We start from the raw sequence: 24,455 nt of genomic DNA on the forward strand, positions 1-24,455 counted from the left end.
TCAATCCATTGCCAGCGGAAAACTCACCGCCACGGCCAGCCCAGGCTTACAATCCTCGAGTGTGATGGTCGCGCCGTGCAGGTCTGCGATGGCCCGGACGAGGCTGAGGCCGAGACCGCTGCCTGGCGTCGATCGGCTGTGGTCCAGCCGGTAGAGCCGCTGAAACACTTTTTCGCGCTCGCCGGCGGGAATGCCGGGTCCGTTGTCGGCGACGCAGGCAAGGACGCGGTCGCCCTGACGCGTCACCGACAGTTTGATCGAGGTGCCGGGCGGGCAATGGCGCAGCGTGTTCTCCACCAGATTGGCGACCATCTGCGTCAACAGTTCGCGGTCACCATGGATCCGGCCGGTCGTCTCCTCCAGCCGCGGCGGTGACAGCGACTTGCCATCGTCCTCGGCCACGTCGGTGTAGATTTCGGCGATGGTCCGCAGGATCTCGCCGAGATCGACATCGGTGAAGCGCGCCTTGCGCGCGCCGGCCTCGATCTGCGCGATCCGCAGCAGCGCATCGAAGGTCTCGTTGATCTGGTGGCCCTCCATGCGCGCGTCGGCCAGATCGTCGGAGACGTCCTGGTGCCGCGCGGCTTTGTCGGCGGCGCCCTCCAGGATCATCTGCAGGCGGTTGAGCGGCGTCTTCAAATCGTGCGCTATGTCGGCGCTGACCTGCTTCATGCCTTCGACCAGCGCCGACAGGCGGTCGAGCGCGGCGTTGACCTGGCTGGAGACGATGTCGATGTCGTCGCCCTTGCCGGTCAGCGGGATGCGGGTATCCAGCCTGCCGTGCGAAACGTCTACCATCGTGGCGGCGATGCCGTCGAGACGGCGCTGGACGCGCGAGGCGAGCAGGGCGCCACCGGTGACGGCCAGGCCGGTGATGATCAGGGTCGCCCAGCCGAAGCTCATCAGCATGATCGCCTCCAGCTCCTTCGTCTCGGAGAGGCTGAAGGCGATGGTCAGTGTGTTGGCGCCGAGCGAACCGGAATAGGCGCGGTATTCGGTCCCCGCGGGCAGGCCGGGCATTTCGGCGCCGAACATCGAAAAGCCTTCGGGAAGTCCCGCGGCGGTGAAGTTGCCGGCCAGGCGGTTGCCGGCTGGGTCGGTCAGCGAAAACAGCTGCTCCTTCTTCGGGCTCCGCAAGGAGTGGCTCTCAATGGTCTCCACCAGCTCCTTGGGATCGGTGTCGGTATAGGTTGAGGCGATGACGGCGTAGGTTTCCTTGACGGTGTCGTCGAGCTGCTCGGCAAGATCGGCGCTCATCATCTGGTAGACGATGGCGCCCGCCAGGATGAAGGCCAGCATGAACAGGAAGGCGAACGTCAGGGCAAGCCGGAACGGCGTGCTGCGCGGCAGGCGGGCCCACGTTCCTGTCATGGTGCGAGCGGTGCGTGCAGGCTGTAGCCAGTGTTGCGGATGGTGTGGATGAGCTGGGTGTCGAACGGCTTGTCGACCTTGGCCCGCAGCCGGCTGATATGGGTCTCGACGACGCTGGTCTTGGGATCGAAATGAAAATCCCAGACGCGTTCCAGAAGCATGGTGCGGGTGATGACGCGGCCCTCGCCGCGCATCAGCACCTCGAGCAGGCTGAACTCCCTCGGCTGCAAGTCGATCGGCTGGCCCCGCCTGACCACCCGCCGCATGATCAGGTCCATCTCGAGGTCCGCAACCCGCAGGACCGTCCTTTGCTCCTGCGCGGCCGGCCGCCGGCCAAGCGCGTTGATGCGGGCAAGCAGTTCGGAAAAGGCGAAGGGCTTGACCAGATAGTCGTCACCGCCGGCCTCGAGCCCCTCGACGCGATCGTCGATGCCGCCGACGGAGGTGAGGAAGATCGCTGGTGTGCGCACGCCCGCGGCGCGGACAGCCTTGACCATGGACAGGCCGTCGAGACCGGGGATCATCCGGTCGGCAACGATCACGTCGTAGCCGCCGCTGGTCGCCGCGAAAAGCCCGTCATGGCCGTTGCGCAGGAGGTCGCAGACATGGCCGGCCTCGGTCAGGCCTCGCATGATATAGTCCGCCGTCCTGTGGTCGTCCTCGACGAGAAGTAGGCGCATCGCTGTTCCGGTTGAGTTTCGATATCCGGGACAGGCTATCACCGGCGCGGGTTGGTTCCTAGGATGGCATCAGGCCGCGGGAAATTCGGAGCGCCTCCCATCTTCGTCATCCTCGGGTCCGCGCTGCGTCACTACGCTCCTTGCTCCGCCCGTGGATGACGAAGCGACGGATGTTTCAGCCAATCGGCCGCCTCAACGCAAGCGACCGCCGAAACTTCGGTGCCGGCTCAATCCGACTCCAGCAGCATGTCGTCGAGCTCATCGGCCTTCTTCCTGAGCGTCATGTAGAGAACCAGGGCGATGATGCAGCCGAGGAAGATCAGGCTGGTGAAGGTGGTGCCGAAACCGAGTCCGCCATATTCGGCCGGCTGCGACAGCCAATCGCCGAAGGAGGCGCCAAGCGGGCGCGTCAGGATATAGGCGAGCCAGAAGGCCAGGATGGCGTCCAGGTTGATGAGATAATAGGCGAGCGCGATGAGCGCGATCACGCCGCCGAACAGCAATCCGGTGGTCAGATAGCCCATGTCGAAACTCTCGGCGACGAGGTCGCCGGCGGCGGTGCCGAGCGAGAAGGTGAACAGGATCGCCAGCCAGTAGAAGATTTCGCGCCTGGTGGTGAAGATGGTGTGGATCGACAGCGTCCGCTCGGTGGCGTACCAGACCGCGAATGTCGCCGCGAGCACCACCGAGAAGGCAATCGTGGTGGTCTGCAGGCGCACGCCGAACGTGTCGACGAGGTTGTCGGTGACCAGGGTGCCGACGACGCTGATCAGCACCACCGCCAGCCAGTAGGCCCACGGCACGTAGCGCTTCTGCGCGAACTGGAGGACGAGGGCGACGATCAGGACGCCGGTCATGATCAGCGAGGTGACGGTTAGCCCGAGACCGAGGTTGACGGCGAGATAGTCGGCCGCCGTTTCGCCCATGGTCACCGCCATCAGCTTGATCACCCAGAAATCGAGAGTGACTTCGGGAACCCGGTTTTGGCTTGGTGCGGCGGGGAGCGTGGTGGGCGCGAGCATGGCTGATGTCCCGATGTCGATTGTTGTGGCGGCGATCCGGACAATAGGCAGGCTACTTCACTTCAGCCTGTCCGGTGGCATACAAATTCGTAAGGATGGCTTTGCTCGGCGCAAAAAGCCTTTACGAAAGCCTCGCGGTGCGCTGATAGAGGGTGAGCGCCTTGTATCCGCCATCAATGGCGCGCCCCAGTGGCCGGGCTCGCACAGAGCGCCCCAGGAAAACACCAATGAGCTACGCCTCCCTCAAGCCGGTTTCGAAGGCTTTCGTCCAGCGCAAGCGGCTGATTTTCATCCGCGTCGCGGCGGCGCTGGCGGTGCTGCTGCTGTTCCTGACCAAACCAGCGCTCAGCGAAGGCTCGAATGGCCATGAGACGCTCGAATTCCTCGGCTTCTGCCTGGTGCTCGCCTGCGTCGCGGGCCGGCTGTGGAGCATCCTCTATGTCGGCGGCAAGAAGAATGAGGAACTGGTTTCGGCGGGACCGTTTTCGATGAGCCAGAACCCGCTCTACTTCTTCTCGACGGTCGGCGCGGTCGGTATTGGCCTGCTCTATGGCTCGCTGGTGGCCGCCGCCGCGCTCGGCGTTGCCAGCTTCCTCATCTTCCGGGTCACGGCGCGCAAGGAAGCCGAATATCTCCTTGGCAAGTTCGGCCCGGCCTATTCAGCCTATATCAAGGCGACGCCCCGGTTCTGGCCGAACCCACTGCTCTACCGCGACAATGACGAGCTGCAGTTCTCGACGCGCGCGTTGAAGCGCACCTTCTATGACGGGCTCTATTTCCTCGCCATCTTCCCGATCATCGAACTCGTCGAGTATTTCCGGGAAAGCGGCCTGCTACCGACGTTCTTCACGCTCTACTGAGCGGCCGGCACGGCGAATTGCGCGGATGACGAAGGCGCTATGTCAGGCGCCTAGCGGATAGGGCATGTAGCCGATGAAGCCGGCTATCTTCCAGCTCGCCCCAACCTTCCTGCAGAAATACAGCGTCTGCCATTTCAGCCGGTCGACGCTGCCATCCGCCTTGGCGACGGAGCCGTCGAACTTCTTGTGCAGCACGGCGCGGTCGCCGTCGACATCGATGTCACGCAGATTGGTGACGCGAAACAGCGCGTGGCGCAGCGGCTCGGCGAATTTGGTCGCCGCCGTCTCCTTGGCCTGGCGCAACCACTCGTCGCGATAGATTTCCAGTCTCGGGAACTGCAGCCGCCAGGCGTCGGCGTTGGCCAGGAAATGCGCGTGCATGCCGAAGAAGCTTTCGACGACGAAGTCGTTCTCGACCATGGACCAGTCCTGGCCGATGAAGGCGTCGATGTCGCGCCGCACCAGCATCTCCCACAGCGCGTGGCGGTCGGCGTCGCCGGAAGGGAACGGGTTCTTGTCGAAGGTCATCGTCGGCGTCTCCGGTCACGCAAGGGGTCTGTCCGTCGTGGCGTCGAGCCCGTCCGGCAAGCGCGCACGATGCAAGCGCTTCTGTAATAAAGCAACATGGATTTCGAAGACTGTTGCTTTCCAACTAGGCCTCTATCGGGATCGCCCCGATCGCGGTAAATCTCCTCCCAAAGCGGGCGCCTCGGTGCCCTGCCGTGTCATCGGAGGAGGCCGTCCCTTGCCCAAGCAGACTTTTGGAACATCCCATGTGCCGCTGTCGCCCGCCGTGCGGGCCGGCGATTTCGTCTTTGTCTCGGGCCAGGTTCCGGTCGGCGGCGACGGGATCGTGGTCAAGGGCGGCATCACGGAACAGACCGAGCAGGTGCTCGCCAATGTGAAGGCCGCACTGGCGCTCGCCGGCTGCACGATGGACGACGTGGTCAAGACCACCGTCTGGCTGGAGGACGCGCGCGACTTCGGCGGCTTCAACGCGGTCTACGCCAGGCACTTCCCGAAAAATCCGCCGGCGCGCACCACGGTCGAATCGCGGCTGATGATCGACATCAAGATCGAAGTCGAGGCCGTCGCGCACAGGCCGGCCTGAAGACGACGTAACAAGGCGGAGGCACCTCCATGCAATTCGACCTCCTGCTGAAAGGTGGACGGCTGATCGATCCGGCGTCAGGCATCGACGCGCCGCGCGACGTCGCCATCGCCAATGGCCGCGTCGCCGCTGTCGACGCCGACATCCCCGCGACCAGCGCCGCGCAGGTCGTCGACGCGACAGGCTGCATCGTCGCGCCCGGCCTCGTCGACCTGCACAGCCACGTCTATTGGGGCGGCACTTCGCTCGGCGTCGATGCCGACCGGCTCGCCGCCAAGAGCGGCACCACCACCTTCATCGACGCCGGCAGCGCGGGAGCGGGCAATTTCCTAGGCTTCCGCCGCCATGTCATGGAGCGCTCCAAGGTGCGTATCCTGGCCTATGTCAACATTTCCTTTGCCGGCATTTTCGGCTTCTCGCAGACGGTGTCGGTCGGCGAGTGCGGCGATCTCCGGCTTTGCGAACCGCGCGAGGTGGTGGCGGCGGTGCGCGAGCACGCCGACGTGGTCGTCGGCGTCAAGGTCCGCTCCGGCAAGCATGCCGGCGGCACCAGCGGCATCGCGCCGGTGGATCTGGCGCTGGAGGCCGCCGACAAGGCCGGCCTGCCGCTGATGGCGCACATAGACGAGCCGCCGCCCGGCCGCTCCGAAGTGCTGCCGCGCCTGCGCCGGGGCGACATCCTCACCCATTGCTTCCGGCCGTTCCCCAACGCGCCGGTCTTCGCCTCCGGCATGGTGCGGCCCGACATGCGGCTGGCGCGCGAGCGCGGCGTCATCTTCGATCTCGGCCACGGCATGGGTTCGTTCGATTTCGACGTCGCCCGCGCCATGCTGGCAGAAGGGCTGGCGCCCGACGTCATCTCGAGCGACGTGCATCTCTACTGCGTCGACGGGCCGGCCTTCGACATTTTGGTCTGCATGTCCAAGCTGATGGCGCTCGGCATGCCGCTGGTCGAGGTTCTGCGCGCGGCGACGCAAGCGCCGGCGCAGGCGATCGCGCGGCCCGATCTCGGCACGCTGGCCGTCGGCACGGTGGGTGATGTCGCCGTGCTGCGGCAGCGTCCGGGCAGCTTCACCTTCGTCGACGCGGTCGGCGCCACGTTGGTCGCCGACCAGCGGCTGGTCTCGGAAGGCATCGTCATCGGCGGCACTTGGTGGCCGAACGAAGCGGCGAACGATGTCAGCGAGACCGAGCGTTTCGAAGCGCATGCAAACCACACGCATGTCGAGGTTGCCGCCCGGCATTTTGGAAACCGGCATAATTAGCCGATCTCCCCCCTCGTGGGGGAGATGCCCGGCAGGGCAGAGGGGGCGCGACGGAATGCAAACCTCGCCCACATTGCGACCGACAAAGAACCCGACGACTGCAAAAGAAGATCGAAATGAAAGGCTGGCGGGAAAGCGCCTCCCTCTGGCCTGTCGGCCATCTCCCCCACGAGGGGGGAGATCGGCAGCGTCACCGTGGCGCGTTGCTGACCGCCCCGTAGACCGGAGTATCAATCCTCTCCATCCGCGCCTTGATCTGCAACGCGACATATTTCGAATAGAAGCGCGACAGCGCCAGGTTGCCGCCGTGGAACCACAGCGCTTCCTGCGCCGTCGGTTTCCACATGTTGCGCAATTCGCCTTGCCAGGGGCCGGGGTCGCCCTTGACACCGGAGCCGAGCCCCCAGCACGGGCCGACCTTGTCGGCGACCTCGCGCGAGACGAGAGCGGCCACGTTCTCGTTCATCGACTGGTAGCCGGTGCAGGCGATGATGGCGTCGGCCTTGAGTTCGCTGCCGTCCTCGAACAGTATGCCTTTCGCTGTCAGCGATTTTATCGCGACGCCGCCGCGGATGCCGATCTTGCCGTCGATGATCAGGTCGGACGCGCCGACGTCGATGTAATAGCCCGAGCCGGTGCGGTAGGCCTTCATCAAAAGGCCGGTCTCGTCGTCGCCGAAATCCAGCGCGAAGCCGGACGCGGCGAGACGCTCGTAGAAAGCCGCGTCGCGCGCGCGGATGACGTCGTAAAGCGCGCGCTGGCCCTTGGACACCAGCGCGAACGGCGTCGAGGCGACGATCATGTCGGCCTTTTCCGTGGTGATGCCGCGCGACAGCGCATTCTCGGAGAAGATCTCGAAGCCGACCTGCATCAGCGTGTCCGACTTGACCACGGTGGTCGGCGAGCGCTGGATCATGGTGACGTCGGCGCCGCTCTCCCAGAGATCGACGCAGACGTCGTGCCCGGAACTGGCCGCGCCGATGACGGCGACCTTCTTGCCGCGGAATTTATCGCCGCTGGCATACTGGCTGGAATGCAGCAGCTCGCCCTTGAACTGATCCGCGCCGGGCAGCTCGATCTTGCGCGGCGGACCATAGGCGCCGGTGGCGAAGACAATGTGCTTCGGCTTCAGCGTGATCCGGCGGCCGACACGATCGACCACCACGGTCCAGACCTTCTCCGCCTCGTCATAACTGGCGCTGAGGCACCTGGTGGCGACCCAGTAATTCAGCTCCATGACGCGTGTGTACATTTCCAACCAGTCGCCCATCTTGTCCTTGGGCGTGAAGACGGGCCAATTGTCGGGGAACGGGATGTAGGGCAGATGGTCGTACCAGACCGGATCGTGCAGCACGAGCGTGCGGTAGCGGTTGCGCCAGGAATCGCCGGGCCGCGCGTTCTTCTCGATGACGATGGTCGGCACGCCGAGCTGACGCAGCCGCGCGCCGAGCATGATGCCGCCCTGGCCGCCGCCGATGACCAGGCAATAGGGCTGCTCCGAGACGCCAAGCTCGCGCGTCTCGCGCGCCCGCGCTTCCGACCAGGTCTCGCGCTCGGGGTCGGCCTTGTGGCGCACGCCGAGCGGCCGCGCCGCGCCCTTGCGCTCCTCAAACCCTTTCAGCTCGGTCATCGCCGTGAACAGGGTGCGGCAGCGGCCGTCGCGCAGGCGCATTATGCCCTGTCCCGTGGCCACCGCCGTTTCGAAGGTGAACCAGGCCTCGATGGTGCCTTCATCGGAGGTTGCCTCGCCGGTGAGCTGCCACGCCGCAGGCCTGGTCGTTGCCAGCGTCGACTTCAACATGTCGGCAATGGCCTCGCGGCCTTCCATGGTGGTGACGTTCCAGGTGAAGGTCAGCAGGTCGCGCCAGTAGCAATCGTCGACGAACAGGTTCGCCGCGGCTGACACGTCGCCGGATTCAAGCGCCCGCGAAAAGGAACCAAGCCAAGCGGCCGCCTGTTTGGATGGTGACATTTCAAGCATTTCTTGCCTCTTTCATGCGTCCAATTTGTATATTGGGACGGTAACCGTCGAACTCGGCGCTGCCCCTCATCCGCCTGCCGGCACCTTCTCCCCGTATAGTGACGGGGAGAAGGGACTAGTCTCCCAGCGGCTCCATTTCCTTCCCCGTGCGGTGGATCTGGGCGTTGTATTTGATGCGGCGCACGGTCTCTCGAGCCGGGCCGTCGAGCTTGTAGGCGGCGGCGACCGCCAAAAGGTCGATCATTGCCAGGAAGGCATAGCGCGAGGCGGTCGGCTTCAGCGTGTCGGGATACTCGGGCACGGCAACCGTCAGCCTGACGTCGCAGGCGCGGGCGAGATCGGTATCGGGCGCCGTCACGCAAACAGCGTTGGCGCGGTAGTGCTTGGCGAGTTCGACGGCCTCTATCACCTCGCGCGTGCGACCGGTCGCCGAGATGGCGATCACCAGGTCGCCGGGTTTCAGTGTCGAGGCGGTCATGCGCATCAGATAGGGGTCGCATTGGGCGCTGATCGAGATGCCGTAGCGAAACAGCCGGTACTGGGTTTCCTGCGCCAGCGCCGAAGAGCTGCCGCCGAGTCCGAACACGGTGACCTGGCGGGCCCGGGCGATCAGCTCGGCCGCCTTTTCCAGCTCACCCGGATCGAGCTGCCGCTCGGCTTCCCGCAGTGCACGGCGCGCTTCGCCGAACACGGCGTTCCAGAACGGCAGGCCGGTGTCGCCCTCCCTGGCCTGCGAGGTGTCCAGATAGAGCGCGCCGACGACGAGGCTCTGCGCCAGCTTCAGCTTGAAGTCGCGCACGCCCTCGCAGCCGATGGCGCGGCAGAAGCGGGTCACCGTCGGCTCGCTGACGCCGGCGCGCTGGGCCAGCGCCGCATTGGAGGCGTCGACGGCGTATTTGACATTTTCGAGCACGACATCGGCGACGCGGCGTTCGGCCGGGCGCAATTCCGCATAGGAATCCTTGACGAGCGAGATGATGTCGGGAATGCGCCGGACGGGCTCGCCCCTGGCTCCCTCTTCGTCCGCGATCGGATGGCTGGCAGCTCCGGTCATGAAGTCGATCTTCCCTGGCTCGTTTTCGACCCGACCTCTTATCATGGTTGCACGCTGTCGTTCCATGCGCCCCCCACTGTCGCAAGCGACTCGTGCCGCAAGGGCGGCCGCCGGTGAGTGCTTAGTTTCTCACGTGCCACGGCAACTACCGCCGAGTTCCGTGGCGCCCCCCTCTGTCCTGCCGGACATCTCCCCCACGAGGGGGGAGATTGGCGGTTTTGGCGCCGGCTCTTCTTCTCGCAACGTTGAAAATTGGCGAAAGCGGTCGCGACAGGCAATCTCCCCACTTGAGGGGGAGATGCCCGGCAGGGCAGAGGGGGGCGCCGTAGAGCGCTGCCGCGCAATGGGCGCGCAAGTGCGCCACCCTGCCTACCCAATCACCTCCAGCCGCCTCGGCAGCCGGTTCATGGCGACCGGCCCATCCGCCGCGATCAGGAACTGATCCTCGAGATTGAAGCTGGCGAGGCCGTCGATGTAGAGCGGGATCTCGAAGGCCAGCACCATGCCTGGCTCGATCACGACATTACTGCCGGCGGCGATGAACGGCCATTGTTCGGAAAAGACCGACTGGCCGACGCCGTGGCCGAAATGGCCGCGACGGTAGGAGCGCAGGCCTTGCCGCGCCAGGCTGTCGGTGGCGACGCGATGCACATGGGCAAGCGTGTTTCCAGGGACAAGCTCGGCCAGCCCATCCTCGAAGGCGCGCTCGGCGATGGCATGCAGTTCGGCCTGATCGGCGGAAGGCGGGCCGAAGGTGAAGTTGCGCGACATGTCGGAGGCGTAGAAGCCGACGGTGCAGACCATGTCGCATTTCAGCGGATCGCCGGCCACGGCCCTGGCGTCGGCCCCCTTGGCCCGGGCGCCCAGCGTCACATATTCGGCCGTGATGACCGGGTGAGACAAGCCCGCCGCCGCCGCGGCGACGCCTTGCCGGTAAAGCGCGACGAGATCGGCCTGGCGCATGCCGGCCATCGCATCGACCTGCAGCCGCTCCAGGCCGGCTTCCGACAGGAGGATGCCTTGCCGCAGGAGGTCGACCTCGCGCTCCAACTTGACCGCGCGCAGCCGGTCCAGCACGGGCGAACCGTCGACGACGGGGCTGTTCGGCAGCAGCGCCTGGATGGCGGCAAAATCGGCGGCGGGAATAAAGTCGAGGTCGACGCCGAGCGTGGCGCGCTCCAGCCCGAAATCGATGAGCATCGCCTGCAACTGATGGACCGAGCCGGCCAGGTCGAAAGTAGCGGGACGCGAGAAATCCGGCGCGCGGCCGAGCGAAGCCAGGCCGGCCTCGATGCGCTCCGCCAGGGCAAGCTCGGGAGATTCCGCCTCGACCGGCGCGGATTCGATCCAGATCGGGTGCGACCGCACAAGCATTTCGGGCGCCGCGGCCCGCAGCTGCGCCGCGTTGAAGTCCGCGACCACGACGCCAATCGGCAGGTCCTGTCTGGCGGGGATGACGACGAAGCCGGCGCCGGCGCGACGGAACAGGCCGGCCGGGCCGATCGACGCGCCGGTCGCATAATGGAAGGCCTCGGGCGCGCAGAGCACCAGCGCTCCATGCCGGCGCGTTGCATCAAATCCGTGGCGCGCTGGCGGTTGACAAAACCCGTCATGAATTTCTCCGTATGCGCGAACCGGCAACGGAGCATTGCGGGTGCGGACAATCAAGCCGGTTGCTTGGTGATATCCCCCACATGCCTGGAAGACTGGCGGAGACGTCCATCGGTTCGCCATCCTGGGGCGTAGCGACGCAGCGCAGACCCGAGGATCCATGCCGCGACCTCTGCGCGCCGCAGCGGTCCAGAATTCTGCTCCGCTGCATTCCCCGGCCGAGGTCACGGAATGGATCCCAGGGTCTTCGCGACGCCGCTTCGCGGCTGCTCCGCCCCGGGATGACGAACGTTGGACAGGCCAAGAGCGCCTGAAGGCAAAGCGCATCGAACCGCGATCCTGGGATGAAGTGTTCGACCTGCCGAGTTTGACGACATCCGGATGGAACATTTCAGGCGCTGTCCGGTTGCTTCCTGAGGAAGTCCAAGGGAACACGGCCATGGTGATCAGCCAGGAAGAACGTGTCGCGCATATCCGGAAACGGGCCCACGAACTCTGGGAACGGGAAGGCCTGATGCCCGACCGTGAGAAGGCCTGCTGGGACAAGGCGGTCGAAGAGTTCGAGTCCGGCAAACTGACCGCCGGACGAAAGCAGGCTGGCGCGGATGCCGCCGGCGACACGGCGGGTGCCAAACACTGACAATGCCGCTGCCTCCAGAAAACGAAAAAGCCGCGGCGGACCGCGGCATTTCGATGCTTGATTCCCTGGGAGGAAACTGGAGCGGGTGAAGCGATTCGAACGCTCGACCCCAACCTTGGCAAGGTTGTGCTCTACCCCTGAGCTACACCCGCTCACACGGCGTCTTGGCCGCAAGCCGGGCCTATATGGCTGAAGAGCGCGGCGATTGCAACAGGGAATAACAGGCTTTTTGCAACTCTCGAACGATGCCGGCAAACCGCTTGCGATGGGCCGATTTCATCGCCCGTTGCGCGACGGTCTTGTGTCGGCTGCCTCATTGGCCGTAAACGGCAGGGCCCGAGAAACGGACGAGAAGAAGATCGATGCCGAAGACCGAAGCCGAACTGATGGCCTTTCTTGCCGAACTGGGCATCACCGTTTCGACGATACGCCATCCGCCGCTCTACACGGTGGCCGATTCGCAGGCGCTGCGCGGCGAAATCGCCGGCGGGCACACCAAGAACCTGTTCCTGAAGGACAAGAAGGACAATTTCTTCCTGGTCACCGTCGGCGAGGAAGCGGTCGTCGATCTCAAGCAGATCCACCAACTGATCGGCGCCGCCAGCCGGGTTTCCTTCGGCAAGCCGGAGATGCTGATGGAGCTTTTGGGCGTCACGCCGGGCGCGGTCACCGTCTTCGGCGTCATCAACGATAGGGAAAACAGGGTCAAGCTGGTGCTCGACAAGGATTTGATGGACCATGCCATCATTAACGCGCATCCGCTGACCAACGAGGCGACGACCTCGATCGCGGCGGCCGACCTCATCAGATTCGTCGAGGCAACCGGGCACGATGCTGCTATCTTGAAAGTCTCGGCATGATCGCCACATGGATGGCGAAGCCGATTTCCAATTGAGACATGGCGCCGAGCCGGGCTGGCGGCGCGACCGAAAAGGGTGACGAGATGAGCGACAACAATCCGTTTGGCGGATCATTCGGAAACAATGGCGGCCAGTATGCCACGACGGTGCAGTATGGCGGGTCGGCGCCGGCGAAGGCCGCGCTTGGCGATCCGCCAGCAGGCCCTGCCGCCGGCGATGTCATCAAGGACACGACGACCGCCGCCTTCGCCGCCGACGTCATCCAGGAATCGCGCCGTCAGCCGGTGCTGGTTGATTTCTGGGCGCCGTGGTGCGGACCTTGCAAGCAGCTCACCCCGCAGCTGGAAAAGGCGGTCAAGGCCGCCGGCGGCAGGGTCAAGCTGGTCAAGATGAACATCGACGACCACCCCTCGATCGCCGGCCAGCTCGGCATCCAGTCGATCCCGGCGGTCATCGCCTTCAAGGACGGCCAGCCGGTCGACGGCTTCATGGGCGCCGTCCCCGAGAGCCAGATCAACGAATTCATCACCAAGGTCGGCGGCAAGGGCAATGGCGCGCCGCCGGTGGCCGAGGCCCTAGCCGCGGCAGCCGAAGCCCGCGATGCCGGCGACATGCAGGCCGCCGCCGACATCTATGACGCCATCCTGGCGCAGGCGCCGGAGACGGTCGAGGCAATTGGCGGGCTGGGCGACCTGTTGTTCGAGGCCGGCGACACCGAGGGTGCCGAGGCGCTCCTGGCAACAGCGCCGGAGGCCAAGAAGGATGCACCGCCGCTGGCTGCCCTGCGCGCCAAGATCGCGGTGGCCGCGCAGGCGGCGGCGTTGGGCAATCCGGCCGAGCTCGAACGGCGCTTGGCCGAAAACCCTAGGGATCATCAGGCGCGTTTCGATCTGGCCATGATCCAGAACGCCAAGGGCGAGCGCACGGCAGCCGCCGACAACCTTCTGGCCATCATCAAGGCCGACCGGAGTTGGAACGAGGATGGCGCCAGGACGCAGCTGCTGCAGCTGTTCGAGGCCTGGGGCATGACCGACGAGGCGACGCTTGCGGCGCGCCGCAAATTGTCGGCATTGCTGTTTTCCTGAGCCGGTTGTCGGTTGTTTTGTCGCACGGGCTTGTGGCGTCGGGCCTGAGCGCCAGATAGACAGGGCAGGATTGACGCTTCGCAATGAAGCGATCGGAGGAACGAGGTGCAAGCGGGAAACGCGCATTACCGGCTCGCCAAGGATTTGCCGTCGACGATCCCGATCTTTCCGCTCGAGGGTGCGCTCCTGCTGCCGGGCGGCCGCATGCCGCTCAACATCTTCGAGCCGCGCTACCTGCAGATGGTGGACGAGGCGGTCGCCGGCTCGCGCGTCATCGGCATCATCCAGCCCGGCCTCAATGGCGCATTGCGCGAGGATGGCGAGCCGGAGCTTTGCAGTGTCGGCTGCATCGGCCGCATCATCGCCTTTTCAGAGACCGGCGACGGCCGCTACCTGATCTCGTTGCAGGGCGTGTGCCGGTTCCGCATCGCGCACGAGCTGACGGTCAAGACGCCGTTCCGCCAATGCAAGCCGGCGCCCTTCCTCGCCGATCTCGACGAGGAGCAGGCGGCTGATGAGATCGACCGGCCGGCGCTGCTGCGGGCGTTTCGCGCCTATCTGCAGGCCAATGATCTGGAAGCCGACTGGGAAAGCGTCAGCCGCGCCGAAAACGCCATGCTGGTCAACGCGCTGTCGATGATGGCGCCCTACGGACCAGCCGAGAAGCAGGCATTGCTGGAAGCCGCGGACCTGAAAACCAGGGCCGAGACGCTGATTGCCATCACCGAGATGACGCTGGCGCGCGAGAATGAGGATTTTGGCTCGAGCCTGCAGTGAGGTGAGCGCAGGCCCGAAGCTGGAAAGGGGACGCAATGGCGGATGGGCGTGACGGAAAGAAAACCAGCGTCGACCCGAAGCTGCTGGAACTCTTGGCCTGCCCGCTGACCAAGGGACCGCTGGCCTGGGACCCCGAACGTGGCGAGCTGGTCTCGCGGATCGCCAAGCTCGCTTACCCCGTGCGCGACGGCATCCCGATCATGCTTCCTTCGGAAGCGCGGACCATCTCGGCCGAGGATGTGCTGTCGCCGCCAAAGCTGGGCGGGCCGAGCAGTTCAGCGTCATAGACAGTCATTTACCGAGTGTGATCGGACGTTAAGATGACGCTCTACGGCGCCCCCCTCTGTCCTGCCGGACCCGGCCCTTCGCTGTCGCTCCGGGCGTTCGTTATTCGGAAAGCCAAGCAATTGGCTTTCCGTCCGCTTCGCGGACCACTCCTCACCCCCACCAGGGGGGAGATTGGCAGCTTCATTGACGGCGCTTCTCTGCCAGCGTGAAAATTGGCGAAAGCCGAAACAACAGCCGATCTCTCCCCTCGAGGGGGAGATGCCCGGCAGGGCAGAGGGGGGCGCTGTCCCGCCAGCGCTTGATGACGAAGGGCAGGCCTACTGGAAATTGCGCCCTTTGGGCATGACCCTTTCCGCCTCTTCCGACAGCATTGCGAGGTCCTGTCCGACTTTCGGTGTTGCGGGTTGGCTGGAGCGATCCGGGTCGTTGGCGTTGGCGGAGCGGTCCGAAGGATCGGCGGCCGGCAGTGCGGCTGCACTGACCTTTTCCAGGAGCACGGTCAGCCAGGGCGTCAGGTCCTCGATCTTCTCGGCGACGATATGGACGACACCTGATTCCGACTGCAGTTTCCCGCTGACCTTGACGAAGCGCGCGCCCATGACGATGGGCCGGAAGCGGGTAAAAGTTCTTTCCCAGAAGATGACATTGGCGACGGCCTTGTCGTCTTCCAGCGTGAGAAAGATCGCATTGCCCTTGCCGGGGCGCTGGCGCACCAGCACCAGCCCGGCAACGGAAACCCGCCTGCCATCGCGCACGGATGGCAGGCTGGCATTGGGGGTAACGCCGGCGCGGTCGAGCCGCTCGCGCAGGAAGGCGACCGGATGCGCCTTCAGCGACAGGCCGAGCGAACGGTAATCGTGGATGACATGCTCGCCGAGCGGCATTTTCGGCAGCTTCGTCTGCGGCTCCAGCTCGCGCAGGCCGAGCGCCGGCTGGTCGAACAGCGGCAGCTTCTCGGCGGCACTCTTGCCGTCCAGCGCGCGGACCTGCCAAAGTGCCGCGCGGCGATCGAGACCTATGGACCGAAAGGCGTCGGCCTGCGCCAGCTTCTCGATCTCGTCGACATTGAGGCCGGAACGCAGCCAGACATCCCGGACGGTCGAGTAGCCGGCGCCGCGCCGCTCGACGAAAGCCTCCGTGCGTTCCTTGGAAAGTCCCTTGATCTGCCTGAAGCCGAGCCGTAGCGCATGGCTCGTCTCGATGACACCGCGCATTTCGGCATGGCGCGGCAGGATGCGGGCCGGGTCGAAAGGCGCCTTTTCCAGGGTGCAGTCCCAGACGGAGAAATTGACGTCGACCTCGCGGATGTCGACGCCATGGTCGCGGGCGTCGCGCACCAGCTGCGCCGGCTGGTAAAACCCCATCGGCTGCGAGTTCAGGATCGCGGCGCAGAACACGTCGGGATAGAAGGTCTTGAACCAGCAGGAGGCGTAGACGAGCAGCGCGAAGGAGGCGGCGTGGCTTTCGGGAAAGCCGTATTCGCCAAAACCCTCGATCTGCTTGAAACAGCGCTCGGCGAAGTCCTTCGTGTAGCCCTTGCCGACCATGCCGTCGATCATGCGCTGGCGGTAATTGCCGATGGTGCCGGTGCGCTTGAAGGTGGCCATGGCGCGGCGCAATTCGTCGGCCTCGCCCGGCCTGAAGCCGCCGGCGACGATGGCGATCTTCATCGCCTGCTCCTGGAACAGCGGCACGCCCAGTGTCTTGCCGAGTATTTCTTCCAGCTCCGGCTTGGGATATTCGGCTTTTTCCTTGCCTTGCCGGCGGCGCAGATAGGGATGCACCATGTCGCCCTGGATCGGGCCGGGGCGTACGATCGCCACCTCGATGACGAGGTCGTAGAATTCGCGTGGCTCAAGGCGCGGCAGCATCGACATCTGCGCGCGCGATTCGATCTGGAAGACGCCGAGCGTATCGGCACGGCAGATCATGTCGTAGACACGAGGGTCCTCCTTGGCGATCGTATCCAGGGTCAATGGCCTGCCATAGTCGTCCCTCACGCCGTATTGGGTTTCGAGCAGGGTGAATGCGCGTTGCAGGCAGGTCAGCATACCGAGCGCCAGCACATCCACCTTCAGGATCTTCACCGAATCCAGATCGTCCTTGTCCCATTCGACCATCTTGCGCTCGTCCATCGCCGTCTTGACGATGGGGACGATCTCGTCGAGCCGGTCCCTGGTGATGACGAAGCCGCCGACATGCTGGGAGAGATGACGGGGGAAGCCCATGATCTCGTTGGCGCGTTCCATCACATGCCGCGATATGGGATCGCTGCGGTCGAGGCCGCCGGCCCTCGCCTCCTTCTCGCCAAGCTCCGAGGTCGACCAGCCCCAGATCGAGCCGGAAAGCGATGCCCGGACATCCTCCGACAGGCCCATCGCCTTCGACACTTCGCGCAGCGCCGAACGGCCGCGATAGCTGATGACGGCGGCGGCAAGGGCGGTGCGCTTGGAGCTGTATTTCTCGTAGATGTACTGGATGACGGTTTCGCGCTTTTCGTGCTCGAAATCGACGTCGATGTCAGGCGGTTCGTTCCTTTCCTCGGAAATGAAGCGCTCGAAAAGCGAATCGATTTTTTCCGGCCCCACTTCGGTGATGCCGATGCAGAAACAGACGACCGAGTTGGCGGCTGACCCACGCCCCTGGCAGAGAATATCCTTGCTGCGCGCGAACTTGACGATGTCGTAGACGGTCAGGAAATAGCGGGCGTAATTCAGCCGCTCGATCAGGACGAGTTCTTCCTGAATGCGCTTTATGACGCTGGGGGGGACGCCGCCCGGGAAGCGCCGGGCTGCTCCCTCCCGGGCCAGCCGCTCCAACTCCGCCTGCGGCCCGAGTCCCGATTCCGTCGGCTCGTCCGGATAATTGTACTGGAGGTCGCCGAGCGAGAAGGTCAGTTCTTCCGCAAAACGCAGCGTCTCCGCCAGCGCCTGCGGATGCCTGCGGAACAGGCGCGCCATCTCCAGCGGCGGCTTCAAATGGCGTTCGGCATTGGCGGTCAGTTCCAGCCCCACCTCGGCGACCGGAACATTGAGGCGGATCGCGGTCAGCACATCCTGCAGCGGGCGGCGTTCGGCCGTGTGATAGAGCACATCGTTGGTCGCCATCAGCGGGATGCCGGCACTCTCTGCAAACGCCGCCGCCTGCTCGATCCGGAAGCGATCATGGCCGGCATAACAAGGCGACACACCGAGCCGCAGCGCCCTGCCGAAGCGGTCCTGGAGTTGGCGGAGCAAAGCCAGGCTGTCCTGCGCGCCCTGTGCCAGATCGGGCAGGACCGCCAGCGACATCCGGTCCCCCCATTCGAGCAGGTCGCCGCGCCGGAGCAGGGTGGCGCCCTTTTCGGTCTCGTCACGCAGATTGGCCTGGGTGAGCATGCGGCACAGATGCCCCCAGCCCTTGCGGTCCCTGGGATAGGCGAGAATGTCAGGCGTGCCGTCGCCAAAAACCAGCCGGCAGCCGGGATGATAGGCAAGCTTTTCGACCTTGGCCTGCTGCCAGGCGCGCACCACTCCGGCCACGCTGTTGCGGTCGGCGAGCCCGATCGCGGAGAAGCCCATGAGCTTGGCCGCGACCACCAGCTCCTCCGGCTTGGAGGCACCGCGCAGGAAGGAGAAGTTCGACTGGATGCCGAATTCGGCATAGGGGATGACGGTCAGCGCGTTCATGCGAAGACCCCGTGCATGAACCAGCGCGGCGGGATCTGCGAGACGCCGCCGTAAAGGCCTTGCCGGTAGAGCCAGTAGCGGCGGCCATCGGCATCCTCGATGCGGAAATAGTCGCGTGTCGATGCCGCCGGATCGCCTGGCGCCTCGCGCCACCATTCGGCGGCGATGCGCTCCGGACCCTCGGCACGGGTAACGCGATAAAGCGCGCGGCGCCAACGGAAATGCAGCGGCGGTCCCTCCGGCATTTCGGTGGCCGGCACATCGATGGGCTCGGGTGCGCGGAACAGCCGGATCGGCCGTTCCGGCGGGAAAATGGTCATCGGCGCCTGCATCCTGTCCGGCTTCCTCGGCGGCGTGGTCCGGCGCGGCGCCTCGCTGAACGGGACGATGGCGACGGCGCGCTCGGGCAGATGGCTTTCCACGGGAACCGGCTGCAGAACCGCGCCCTCGCCGAGGCGGGCGCGGATACGGTCGGCGAACAGGGCGATGTCGGCGCCGTCATCGGCCGCTTCACCGGTCAGATCGGTCTGCTGCGTGTCGAAAGCGGCGACGGCCAGCACCGAGAGGCGCACCAGGTCGAAGCCATAGCCGGCGTCGATATGCTGCTCGAGTGCTGCCAGCCGCTCATGGAACAATTTCCGGATCAGCAAGGGTTCGCGCATCGGCCGCGAGGTGCCGAGCGCGATGCGGCTGACGGCGCCGTCGACGCGAAAGAGCAGCAGCGCCAGCGTCCGGGCGCCTTCGCCGCGGCGTTCGAGGTCGGCCTTCAAGGTCGTCGCCAGCATGCCCACCAGCCGCTCTATCTCTTCCGTCAGCGTGACGGGCTCGGCGAGATGGCGTTCGACCGAAAGCGGTGCGACGGGAAGGCGCGGCGAGATCGCTTCGTCGAGACGGCCAAGCGCCTGGTCGAGGCGCTGGAGCAGCAAAGCGCCGAAGCGGCGGGCGAGCGGCGCGCGCGGCGCGGCCATGACGGCGCCCGCCGTGCGCAGCCCGACACTTTCCAGGCTGGTCCGGGTTTCCGGCGCCATGCGAAGGGCGGCCAGCGGCAAGGGGGCAAGCAAGGCTTCCTCCTCGCCCGATAGAACGATGCGGTCGCCGCAGAAGCGTGCCGCCGCCCAGGCCGCCCCGGGCGTGCCGGCAAGCCCGGCGCGGACGTCGAAACCCTGGTGGAGGAAGCGCGACAGGATTTCGTCCAGCATGGCGCGTTCGCCGCCGAACAGATGGGTGCAGCCGGTGACGTCGAGGAACAGGCCGTCGATGCTGTCCAGCGCCACCAGCGGCGTGTAACGGTCGCACCAGTCGGCAAGGCCCTCGAGCAGGCGCCGGTCGGCCTCCGGATCGGCTTCGACGATGTCGATCGACGGATGCATGGCGCGCGCATCGGCAATCCCCATGTCGCGCTTCAGGTGCAGTGCCTCAGCCCGCTCGTCGAGGGCCGAGATGCGCTGCGCGTTGCCCTGGCGGTGGCTGATCACGAGTGGTGGGTGAGATGGCGACGGATGATCCGACGGCCGGGAACGCCAGGATTTCCCCAGCCGCTGCCGCAGGATCCTTTCGGTCGCCAGATAGGGAAACCACAGGGACAGGATTCTCTGCCCATTCGCTGCCTTCACCGCGTCTTTCGTCGCCCCTTCTTTCGTCGAATCTGCGTTCATCGGGGTTCCACTCCAGTGTGAATTGTCCAGGCAGGGCCGTGCGGCTCTTGCCGATGCTGATGGTGAAGGCGGGGTGGCCGATCGAACTGGCGAGCGGCCCGGCGACCGTGGCGCGCGGCACGGCCGGCGCCGACACGGCGATCAGACGGACAGGCGCCGCCGTCGGTTCGGGCTCGGCCGCCTGCCGCAGCAGGAACACCGGCCGGCCGGCAGCTTGCGCCCTTGCGTGCAGCCGGCGTGTCGCGGTCAGGTCCAGCCGCTGCGGATTGCCGCGGATTTCCAGGATGACGGCGGCAAGCGCGGTCATCCGGGCGGCCTCCTCGGCGACCCACAGCGCATCGACAAGCCTGGGCGCCTCGGAAAACAGCAATTGCCCGGGCTCGATGCCGAAGCCGGCATGCAGCCCCCTGGCGTAGGGAAAGCCGGCCTCGTGGAAAATTTCCGATGTCCCGATCCACAGGATGGGCAGCCCCTGCGCCTGGTTGAGGATCAGGCTGACGAGCGACAGAGCGAAGCCGGCCACGGCTCCCGCGTCGCGGGTTTCCAGGCCATGGATTTCGGTCAAGGCGGCTTTCGGCAGGCCGCCGCTGAGCGCGGCATCGAGCCGCTCGACGCCGATGGGCAGGAAAGTATCCGGCAAGGCGGCGGCAAGCCCGCGCCGGACGATCGTCAGATCGCTGCCGCCATCAAGGGCCGCCGCCGCCGGCGCCTGCAGGCGCTCGGGCAGCGTTCCCTCGATTTTCGCGATCTGGCGGCGCAGGGCAAAAACAGTCTCCCGCGCCACGGCGGTCATCGCCATGACGGTCAGCTTCCACTCACAATTGTTCCTGTTATGTTCCCTAAGATTCCAGAGCGGTCCGGAAGAGTCAAGCGGAGTCATAAGGAATTTATTCCTGCGCGTATCGACACACGAGTCCGACATGTCCGCACGTCACCATGAGGTCGTCATGTATGGACGAAGCAGCCGCGCAGCGGCGTCGCGGAGACCCTGGGATCCATGCCGCGACCTTAGCCGTGAAGTGCAGCCGAGCAAAATTCTGCACCCGTGGCAGCGCACCGGAGTCCCGGCATGGATTCCGGGGTCTGCGCCGCGTCGCTGCGCTCCTTGCTCCGCCCCAGAATGACGAAGTGATGGGCGTTTCCTTGCCAATCGCCAACGTATTCGTCAATCAGACGGCGTCACACTTCCGAGGATCAACGCTGGCCGCCAAAGGCCAGCCGTGCGGCAAGCCCCGTGAATACGGTTCCCAGCAGAATTTGCGGCGCCCGTTGGAACCGCGTCCGTTTCGACAAGGCAGCGCCGATCCGGCTCGCGGTCAGGATGACTAGGCCATTGATCATCAGTCCGATCAAATTGAGCACGGTCGCCAGCACCAGGATCTGCGCCGCGACCGACCCAGCCTCGGGACGTACGAACTGCGGGAAGAGCGCGAGCACGAACAGTGCCATTTTCGGGTTGAGCAGGTTGGTCAGCAATCCCTGTCGGAAGATGCGTGCCCGCGAATAGCGCGGCAGGCCGGAAACCGGTGCAAATGCCGTTCCCTCGGCGCGGAAGGCCTTGAAGGCGAGATAGGCGAGGTAGGCCGCGCCGGCAAAGCGCACGATGTCGTAGGCGATGGGCGCGACCAGGAAGAGTTGCGACAGGCCGAAGGCGGCGGCCAATGCATGACAATAGGTGCCAGAGGCGATGCCGGCATAGGTCGCCAGGCCCGAGGAGCGCCCCTGGCTGGCACTACGGGAAGCGATCAACAGCATGTCCGGCCCCGGCGTCGCGGTCAGCGCGAGACAGGCAATCGCGAAAAGTCCAAGTGTGGAAAGGTCCGGCATGAAAGCTCCTTGAGACATGGCCGGAACCGACCCCTACGCGATTCCCCGGCATTGGCAAAGGCACTGGACCAGAAATTGCCACGCCATTTGCCTGGGCCAGCGCGAAAGCCTATATGCCGGGATCAAAGGACAAAGCATGGCCCGCATCTACAAGACCCGCAGCTGGCATGGCGAACTTGCGCCCTCGATGGAGGAATTGGAGTTCCTGGCGCTGGAGGCCTACGCCCATCTGCCGGAGGATTTTCGCAAGTTGACCGGCGAGATCGTCATCCAGATCGCCGAATTCCCGACCGACGAGATCATGGACGATTTGTCGCTGGAGACGCCGTTCGACCTGCTCGGCCTGTTCGAGGGGCGCGGCATCGCCGAACGCTGGAACCCGCAAACCGGCGAAGGCCCGAACCGCATCACGCTCTATCGCCGCGCCATGCTCGACTACTGGGCCGAGAACGAGGAATCGCTGGGCGACATCGTCACCCACGTGCTGATCCACGAGATCGGCCACCATTTCGGCCTGTCGGACGATGACATGGAGAAGATCGAAGAGGCGGCTGAGTAGCACTCAAATGACGGAAGCAGAGTTTGCCGATCGGATCGACTGCAATTGGCCCTATCGCGACATTTTGCTGAGTCGCGACCTGATTGAAACGGCCATCGGGATTTCACCGAATGCCGCATTCCTTGCACTCGATGAGCTTTGCCGTCCGCCCGCAAGTGCTGTCGTCGAGCCCGCCACCCTCACGGCGTTGGTTGATTTTTTGCTGGCCAAATTCGACCATCCGCTGGCACCGATGATCGCGGACTGCGCTTTATGCAAGATCAGGCGCAAGACACTGCCGGTTCCAGAAGTCCTCGCCAAGATGGATACCGTCTCCGCCTATCCAGGCCTTCATGCGGCGCTATCGATCCTTTACTTCGGCTGCGATGACGCTGACGGTTTCGCAGACGCAAAACTTAACAGCATTACAGCGGCCTGGGAAACTGTAGCGGCTCCCAATCGCTGAGATGGGTGTCCGGCCCCTATTCCCGACCGACGAGATCATGGACGATTTGTCGCTGGAGACGCCGTTCGGCCTGCTCGGCCTGTTCGAGGGGCGCGGCATCGCCGAACGCTGGAACCCGCAGACCGGCGAAGGCCCGAACCGCATCACCCTCTATCGCCGCGCCATGCTCGACTACTGGGCCGAAAACGAGGAATCGTTGGGCGACATCGTCACCCACGTGCTGATCCACGAGATCGGCCACCATTTCGGCCTGTCGGACGATGACATGGAGCGAATCGAAGAGGCGGCTGAGTAGGCTGAAGGGAGGGAGGGGCCTCCCCCTACCAGTCGCTGAGCTTGGTATCCGGCCCGTATTCCTGGCCGTCGACATCCTTCACCACGGCCTGGCCGCAACGCATGGTCTTGGTTTTCTTGTCATAGGCGTAGGTCGGCGAGCCGAACAGGTGCCAGCCCTTGTTCAGCGCCGCCGTCACCTTGTGACAGAAACTGGCGTCGTCCGGAGCGGTGAGAAAGCGGTAGAGTTTCATCGTCCAAATTTCCTGTCGTGTATCCCAAGTCGACGAATATCATGCGCCGATGGCGGCAGCCTTCGCCAGCAGTTTTTCGGCCTGAGCCAGGTGCAGCCGCTCGACCATCCTGCCATTCAGCGCGATGACGCCCTTGCCGCTGTTTTGCGCCAGCGCGAAGGCATCCTTCACCGCGCGCGCCTCGGCCAGCGCCTGCGCCGACGGGGCGAAGGCATGGTTGGCGGCCTCGATCTGCGATGGATGGATCAGCGTCTTGCCATCAAAGCCCATGGCGGCGGCCTGCGTGCACTCGCGCGCAAACGCGTCCGGGTCGCGAAAATCGTTGAACACCCCGTCGAGCATGTCGATGCCGCCGGCGCGCGCCGCCAGCAGCATCTGCATCAGCCATGGCAGGAGATAGGCGCGGTCCGGCGTCGCCAGCACGCCTGTATCCTTGATCAGGTCATTCGTTCCGGCAATGAAACAATCAAGCCGCGAGGCGGGGTCGCGGCCGAGTTCGGCGATGGCGCCGATGTTGAGCATGGCCTTGGGGGTCTCGATCATCGCCCATAGTTTCACACTATCGGGAGCAAGATTGTCGTCCAGCACGTCGCCGACCTCAAGCACGTCGCGCGGCGTGTCGACCTTGGGCAGCAGGATGCCGTCCGGCTCCGCCTTGGCCACGGCCGCAAGATCCTCGGTGCCCCATTCGCTGGACAGCGCATTGACGCGCACCACCATCTCGCAGCGCCGGCCATTGTGGCCGGCGTCAGGACGGTTGGCGAAAATGCCGGCCAGTTTTTCGCGCGCGGCGATCTTGTCGGCGGGAGCGACGGCGTCCTCGAGGTCGATGATGACGGCGTCGCAGGCAAGCCGCGCGATCTTGGCCAGCGCCTTGTCGCTGGAGGCCGGGACATAGAGCACGGAGCGGCGCGGGCGGTAGGTTTCCATGTCCGATCTATGCCGCGTGTGGTTGGTCGAGGCAAGCGTCCGGTACCTGATACGAGCCAACCGCGAAAGCTTGCGCTGCCCCTTGCCTGTCCGTCCTCTGCAGCAGTTGCGGAAGGGGACCCTTCCTCTCCCCCGTCGATCGGGGGAGAGGTGTCGAGCGTGTTCGAACCGGATAGATAGGTAACAGAATGGACCGATAGCATGGGTGACAGTTTTCTTGTCCGCCGGGAGGACCGGCG

The 24,455-nt window shown here is 65.1% G+C and carries 23 protein-coding genes, 1 tRNA gene and 1 pseudogene; 11 read left to right on the forward strand and 14 right to left on the reverse strand.

What is annotated here, in order from left to right; genetic code table 11:
• The 3 genes from FJ970_RS04445 to FJ970_RS04455 all read right to left on the reverse strand — a co-directional run bounded on the left by FJ970_RS04445 (nucleotide 1) and on the right by FJ970_RS04455 (nucleotide 3,073).
• Nucleotides 1-1,371 carry a sensor histidine kinase gene (locus tag FJ970_RS04445; RefSeq protein ID WP_140762344.1) on the reverse strand — a complete coding sequence of 457 codons (1,371 nt, stop codon included), beginning with the start codon at nucleotides 1,369-1,371 and terminating at the stop codon, nucleotides 1-3.
• Nucleotides 1,368-2,051: a winged helix-turn-helix domain-containing protein gene (locus tag FJ970_RS04450; RefSeq protein WP_140762347.1), complete on the reverse strand. Its 684-nt coding sequence runs from the start codon at nucleotides 2,049-2,051 to the stop codon at nucleotides 1,368-1,370. Before FJ970_RS04450 ends, FJ970_RS04445 begins: the two co-directional genes overlap by 4 nt.
• Before the next feature lie 227 nt (nucleotides 2,052-2,278).
• Nucleotides 2,279-3,073 carry a hypothetical protein gene (locus FJ970_RS04455; RefSeq protein WP_140762350.1) on the reverse strand — a complete coding sequence of 265 codons (795 nt, stop codon included), beginning with the start codon at nucleotides 3,071-3,073 and terminating at the stop codon, nucleotides 2,279-2,281.
• Nucleotides 3,074-3,300: 227 nt separating this feature from the next.
• Here FJ970_RS04455 and FJ970_RS04460 point away from each other — a divergent pair, with 227 nt between their 5' ends.
• Nucleotides 3,301-3,933: a methyltransferase family protein gene (locus FJ970_RS04460; protein ID WP_140762353.1), complete on the forward strand. Its 633-nt coding sequence runs from the start codon at nucleotides 3,301-3,303 to the stop codon at nucleotides 3,931-3,933.
• Nucleotides 3,934-3,975: 42 nt separating this feature from the next.
• Here FJ970_RS04460 and FJ970_RS04465 read toward each other — a convergent pair whose 3' ends face one another.
• Entirely contained in the window at nucleotides 3,976-4,461 is a 486-nt protein-coding gene (locus FJ970_RS04465) for a hypothetical protein (protein WP_140762356.1), read from the reverse strand.
• Between the two features lie 217 nt (nucleotides 4,462-4,678).
• Between FJ970_RS04465 and FJ970_RS04470 the strand changes: the two genes are divergently transcribed.
• The gene (locus FJ970_RS04470) at nucleotides 4,679-5,044 is read left to right on the forward strand and encodes a RidA family protein (protein WP_140762359.1); all 366 of its coding nucleotides are present in this window, start codon (nucleotides 4,679-4,681) and stop codon (nucleotides 5,042-5,044) included.
• Between the two features lie 29 nt (nucleotides 5,045-5,073).
• On the forward strand, nucleotides 5,074-6,309 hold the full coding sequence (locus tag FJ970_RS04475) for an amidohydrolase/deacetylase family metallohydrolase (protein ID WP_140762362.1): 1,236 nt from the start codon (nucleotides 5,074-5,076) through the stop codon (nucleotides 6,307-6,309).
• 190 nt (nucleotides 6,310-6,499) lie between these two features.
• Here FJ970_RS04475 and FJ970_RS04480 read toward each other — a convergent pair whose 3' ends face one another.
• From FJ970_RS04480 to FJ970_RS04495, 3 genes are all read right to left on the reverse strand, one after another.
• Nucleotides 6,500-8,290 (reverse strand): NAD(P)/FAD-dependent oxidoreductase, encoded by a 1,791-nt coding sequence (locus FJ970_RS04480; protein ID WP_140762365.1) that lies wholly within the window; start codon nucleotides 8,288-8,290, stop codon nucleotides 6,500-6,502.
• Nucleotides 8,291-8,405: 115 nt separating this feature from the next.
• On the reverse strand, nucleotides 8,406-9,344 hold the full coding sequence (locus FJ970_RS04485; protein WP_140762368.1) for a MurR/RpiR family transcriptional regulator: 939 nt from the start codon (nucleotides 9,342-9,344) through the stop codon (nucleotides 8,406-8,408).
• A 369-nt stretch (nucleotides 9,345-9,713) separates the two neighbouring features.
• Nucleotides 9,714-10,892: a M24 family metallopeptidase gene (locus tag FJ970_RS04495; RefSeq protein WP_265336214.1), complete on the reverse strand. Its 1,179-nt coding sequence runs from the start codon at nucleotides 10,890-10,892 to the stop codon at nucleotides 9,714-9,716.
• A gap of 502 nt (nucleotides 10,893-11,394) precedes the next feature.
• Here FJ970_RS04495 and FJ970_RS04500 point away from each other — a divergent pair.
• On the forward strand, nucleotides 11,395-11,595 hold the full coding sequence (locus FJ970_RS04500) for a DUF2934 domain-containing protein (RefSeq protein WP_140762371.1): 201 nt from the start codon (nucleotides 11,395-11,397) through the stop codon (nucleotides 11,593-11,595).
• A gap of 77 nt (nucleotides 11,596-11,672) precedes the next feature.
• Here FJ970_RS04500 and FJ970_RS04505 read toward each other — a convergent pair.
• Nucleotides 11,673-11,747 (reverse strand) — tRNA-Gly (locus FJ970_RS04505).
• A 210-nt stretch (nucleotides 11,748-11,957) separates the two neighbouring features.
• On the opposite strand from FJ970_RS04505, the gene FJ970_RS04510 reads away from it, so the two are divergent.
• The 4 genes from FJ970_RS04510 to FJ970_RS04525 all read left to right on the forward strand — a co-directional run bounded on the left by FJ970_RS04510 (nucleotide 11,958) and on the right by FJ970_RS04525 (nucleotide 14,604).
• A complete protein-coding gene (locus FJ970_RS04510; RefSeq protein ID WP_140762374.1) occupies nucleotides 11,958-12,455 on the forward strand; it encodes a prolyl-tRNA synthetase associated domain-containing protein in 498 nt (165 codons plus the stop codon).
• Nucleotides 12,456-12,538: 83 nt separating this feature from the next.
• Nucleotides 12,539-13,540 (forward strand): thioredoxin, encoded by a 1,002-nt coding sequence (gene trxA, locus FJ970_RS04515; RefSeq protein WP_140762377.1) that lies wholly within the window; start codon nucleotides 12,539-12,541, stop codon nucleotides 13,538-13,540.
• A 105-nt stretch (nucleotides 13,541-13,645) separates the two neighbouring features.
• Complete coding sequence (locus tag FJ970_RS04520; protein ID WP_140762380.1) at nucleotides 13,646-14,317, forward strand: LON peptidase substrate-binding domain-containing protein; 672 nt, start codon at nucleotides 13,646-13,648, stop codon at nucleotides 14,315-14,317.
• Nucleotides 14,318-14,352: 35 nt separating this feature from the next.
• Nucleotides 14,353-14,604, forward strand: coding sequence for a Trm112 family protein (locus FJ970_RS04525; protein ID WP_140762383.1), 252 nt, complete (start codon nucleotides 14,353-14,355; stop codon nucleotides 14,602-14,604).
• A gap of 318 nt (nucleotides 14,605-14,922) precedes the next feature.
• On the opposite strand, the gene FJ970_RS04530 is transcribed toward FJ970_RS04525, so the two are convergent.
• From FJ970_RS04530 to FJ970_RS04545, 4 genes are all read right to left on the reverse strand, one after another.
• On the reverse strand, nucleotides 14,923-18,273 hold the full coding sequence (locus FJ970_RS04530; protein ID WP_140762386.1) for an error-prone DNA polymerase: 3,351 nt from the start codon (nucleotides 18,271-18,273) through the stop codon (nucleotides 14,923-14,925).
• A complete protein-coding gene (locus FJ970_RS04535) occupies nucleotides 18,270-19,748 on the reverse strand; it encodes a DUF6504 family protein (protein WP_140762389.1) in 1,479 nt (492 codons plus the stop codon). Before FJ970_RS04535 ends, FJ970_RS04530 begins: the two co-directional genes overlap by 4 nt.
• Nucleotides 19,690-20,727 (reverse strand): ImuA family protein, encoded by a 1,038-nt coding sequence (locus tag FJ970_RS04540; protein ID WP_140762392.1) that lies wholly within the window; start codon nucleotides 20,725-20,727, stop codon nucleotides 19,690-19,692. The genes FJ970_RS04535 and FJ970_RS04540 overlap by 59 nt, the downstream gene beginning before the upstream one ends.
• A gap of 395 nt (nucleotides 20,728-21,122) precedes the next feature.
• Complete coding sequence (locus FJ970_RS04545) at nucleotides 21,123-21,755, reverse strand: LysE family translocator (protein WP_140762395.1); 633 nt, start codon at nucleotides 21,753-21,755, stop codon at nucleotides 21,123-21,125.
• A gap of 136 nt (nucleotides 21,756-21,891) precedes the next feature.
• On the opposite strand from FJ970_RS04545, the gene FJ970_RS04550 reads away from it, so the two are divergent.
• The 3 genes and pseudogenes from FJ970_RS04550 to FJ970_RS04560 all read left to right on the forward strand — a co-directional run.
• Nucleotides 21,892-22,314, forward strand: coding sequence for a metallopeptidase family protein (locus FJ970_RS04550; RefSeq protein WP_140762398.1), 423 nt, complete (start codon nucleotides 21,892-21,894; stop codon nucleotides 22,312-22,314).
• 7 nt (nucleotides 22,315-22,321) lie between these two features.
• Complete coding sequence (locus tag FJ970_RS04555) at nucleotides 22,322-22,759, forward strand: hypothetical protein (RefSeq protein ID WP_140762401.1); 438 nt, start codon at nucleotides 22,322-22,324, stop codon at nucleotides 22,757-22,759.
• 19 nt (nucleotides 22,760-22,778) lie between these two features.
• Nucleotides 22,779-23,054: pseudogene (locus FJ970_RS04560) on the forward strand (metallopeptidase family protein); the annotation flags it as partial.
• 25 nt (nucleotides 23,055-23,079) lie between these two features.
• On the opposite strand, the gene FJ970_RS04565 reads toward FJ970_RS04560, so the two are convergent.
• Both FJ970_RS04565 and FJ970_RS04570 read right to left on the reverse strand, forming a co-directional pair.
• Nucleotides 23,080-23,286 carry a DUF1737 domain-containing protein gene (locus tag FJ970_RS04565; RefSeq protein WP_015314987.1) on the reverse strand — a complete coding sequence of 69 codons (207 nt, stop codon included), beginning with the start codon at nucleotides 23,284-23,286 and terminating at the stop codon, nucleotides 23,080-23,082.
• 39 nt (nucleotides 23,287-23,325) lie between these two features.
• Nucleotides 23,326-24,216, reverse strand: coding sequence for an HpcH/HpaI aldolase/citrate lyase family protein (locus FJ970_RS04570; RefSeq protein ID WP_140762404.1), 891 nt, complete (start codon nucleotides 24,214-24,216; stop codon nucleotides 23,326-23,328).
• Nucleotides 24,217-24,455: the final 239 nt, after the last annotated feature.

The sequence above is a fragment of the Mesorhizobium sp. B2-1-8 genome (genome assembly GCF_006442545.2).
Classification (GTDB): domain Bacteria; phylum Pseudomonadota; class Alphaproteobacteria; order Rhizobiales; family Rhizobiaceae; genus Mesorhizobium.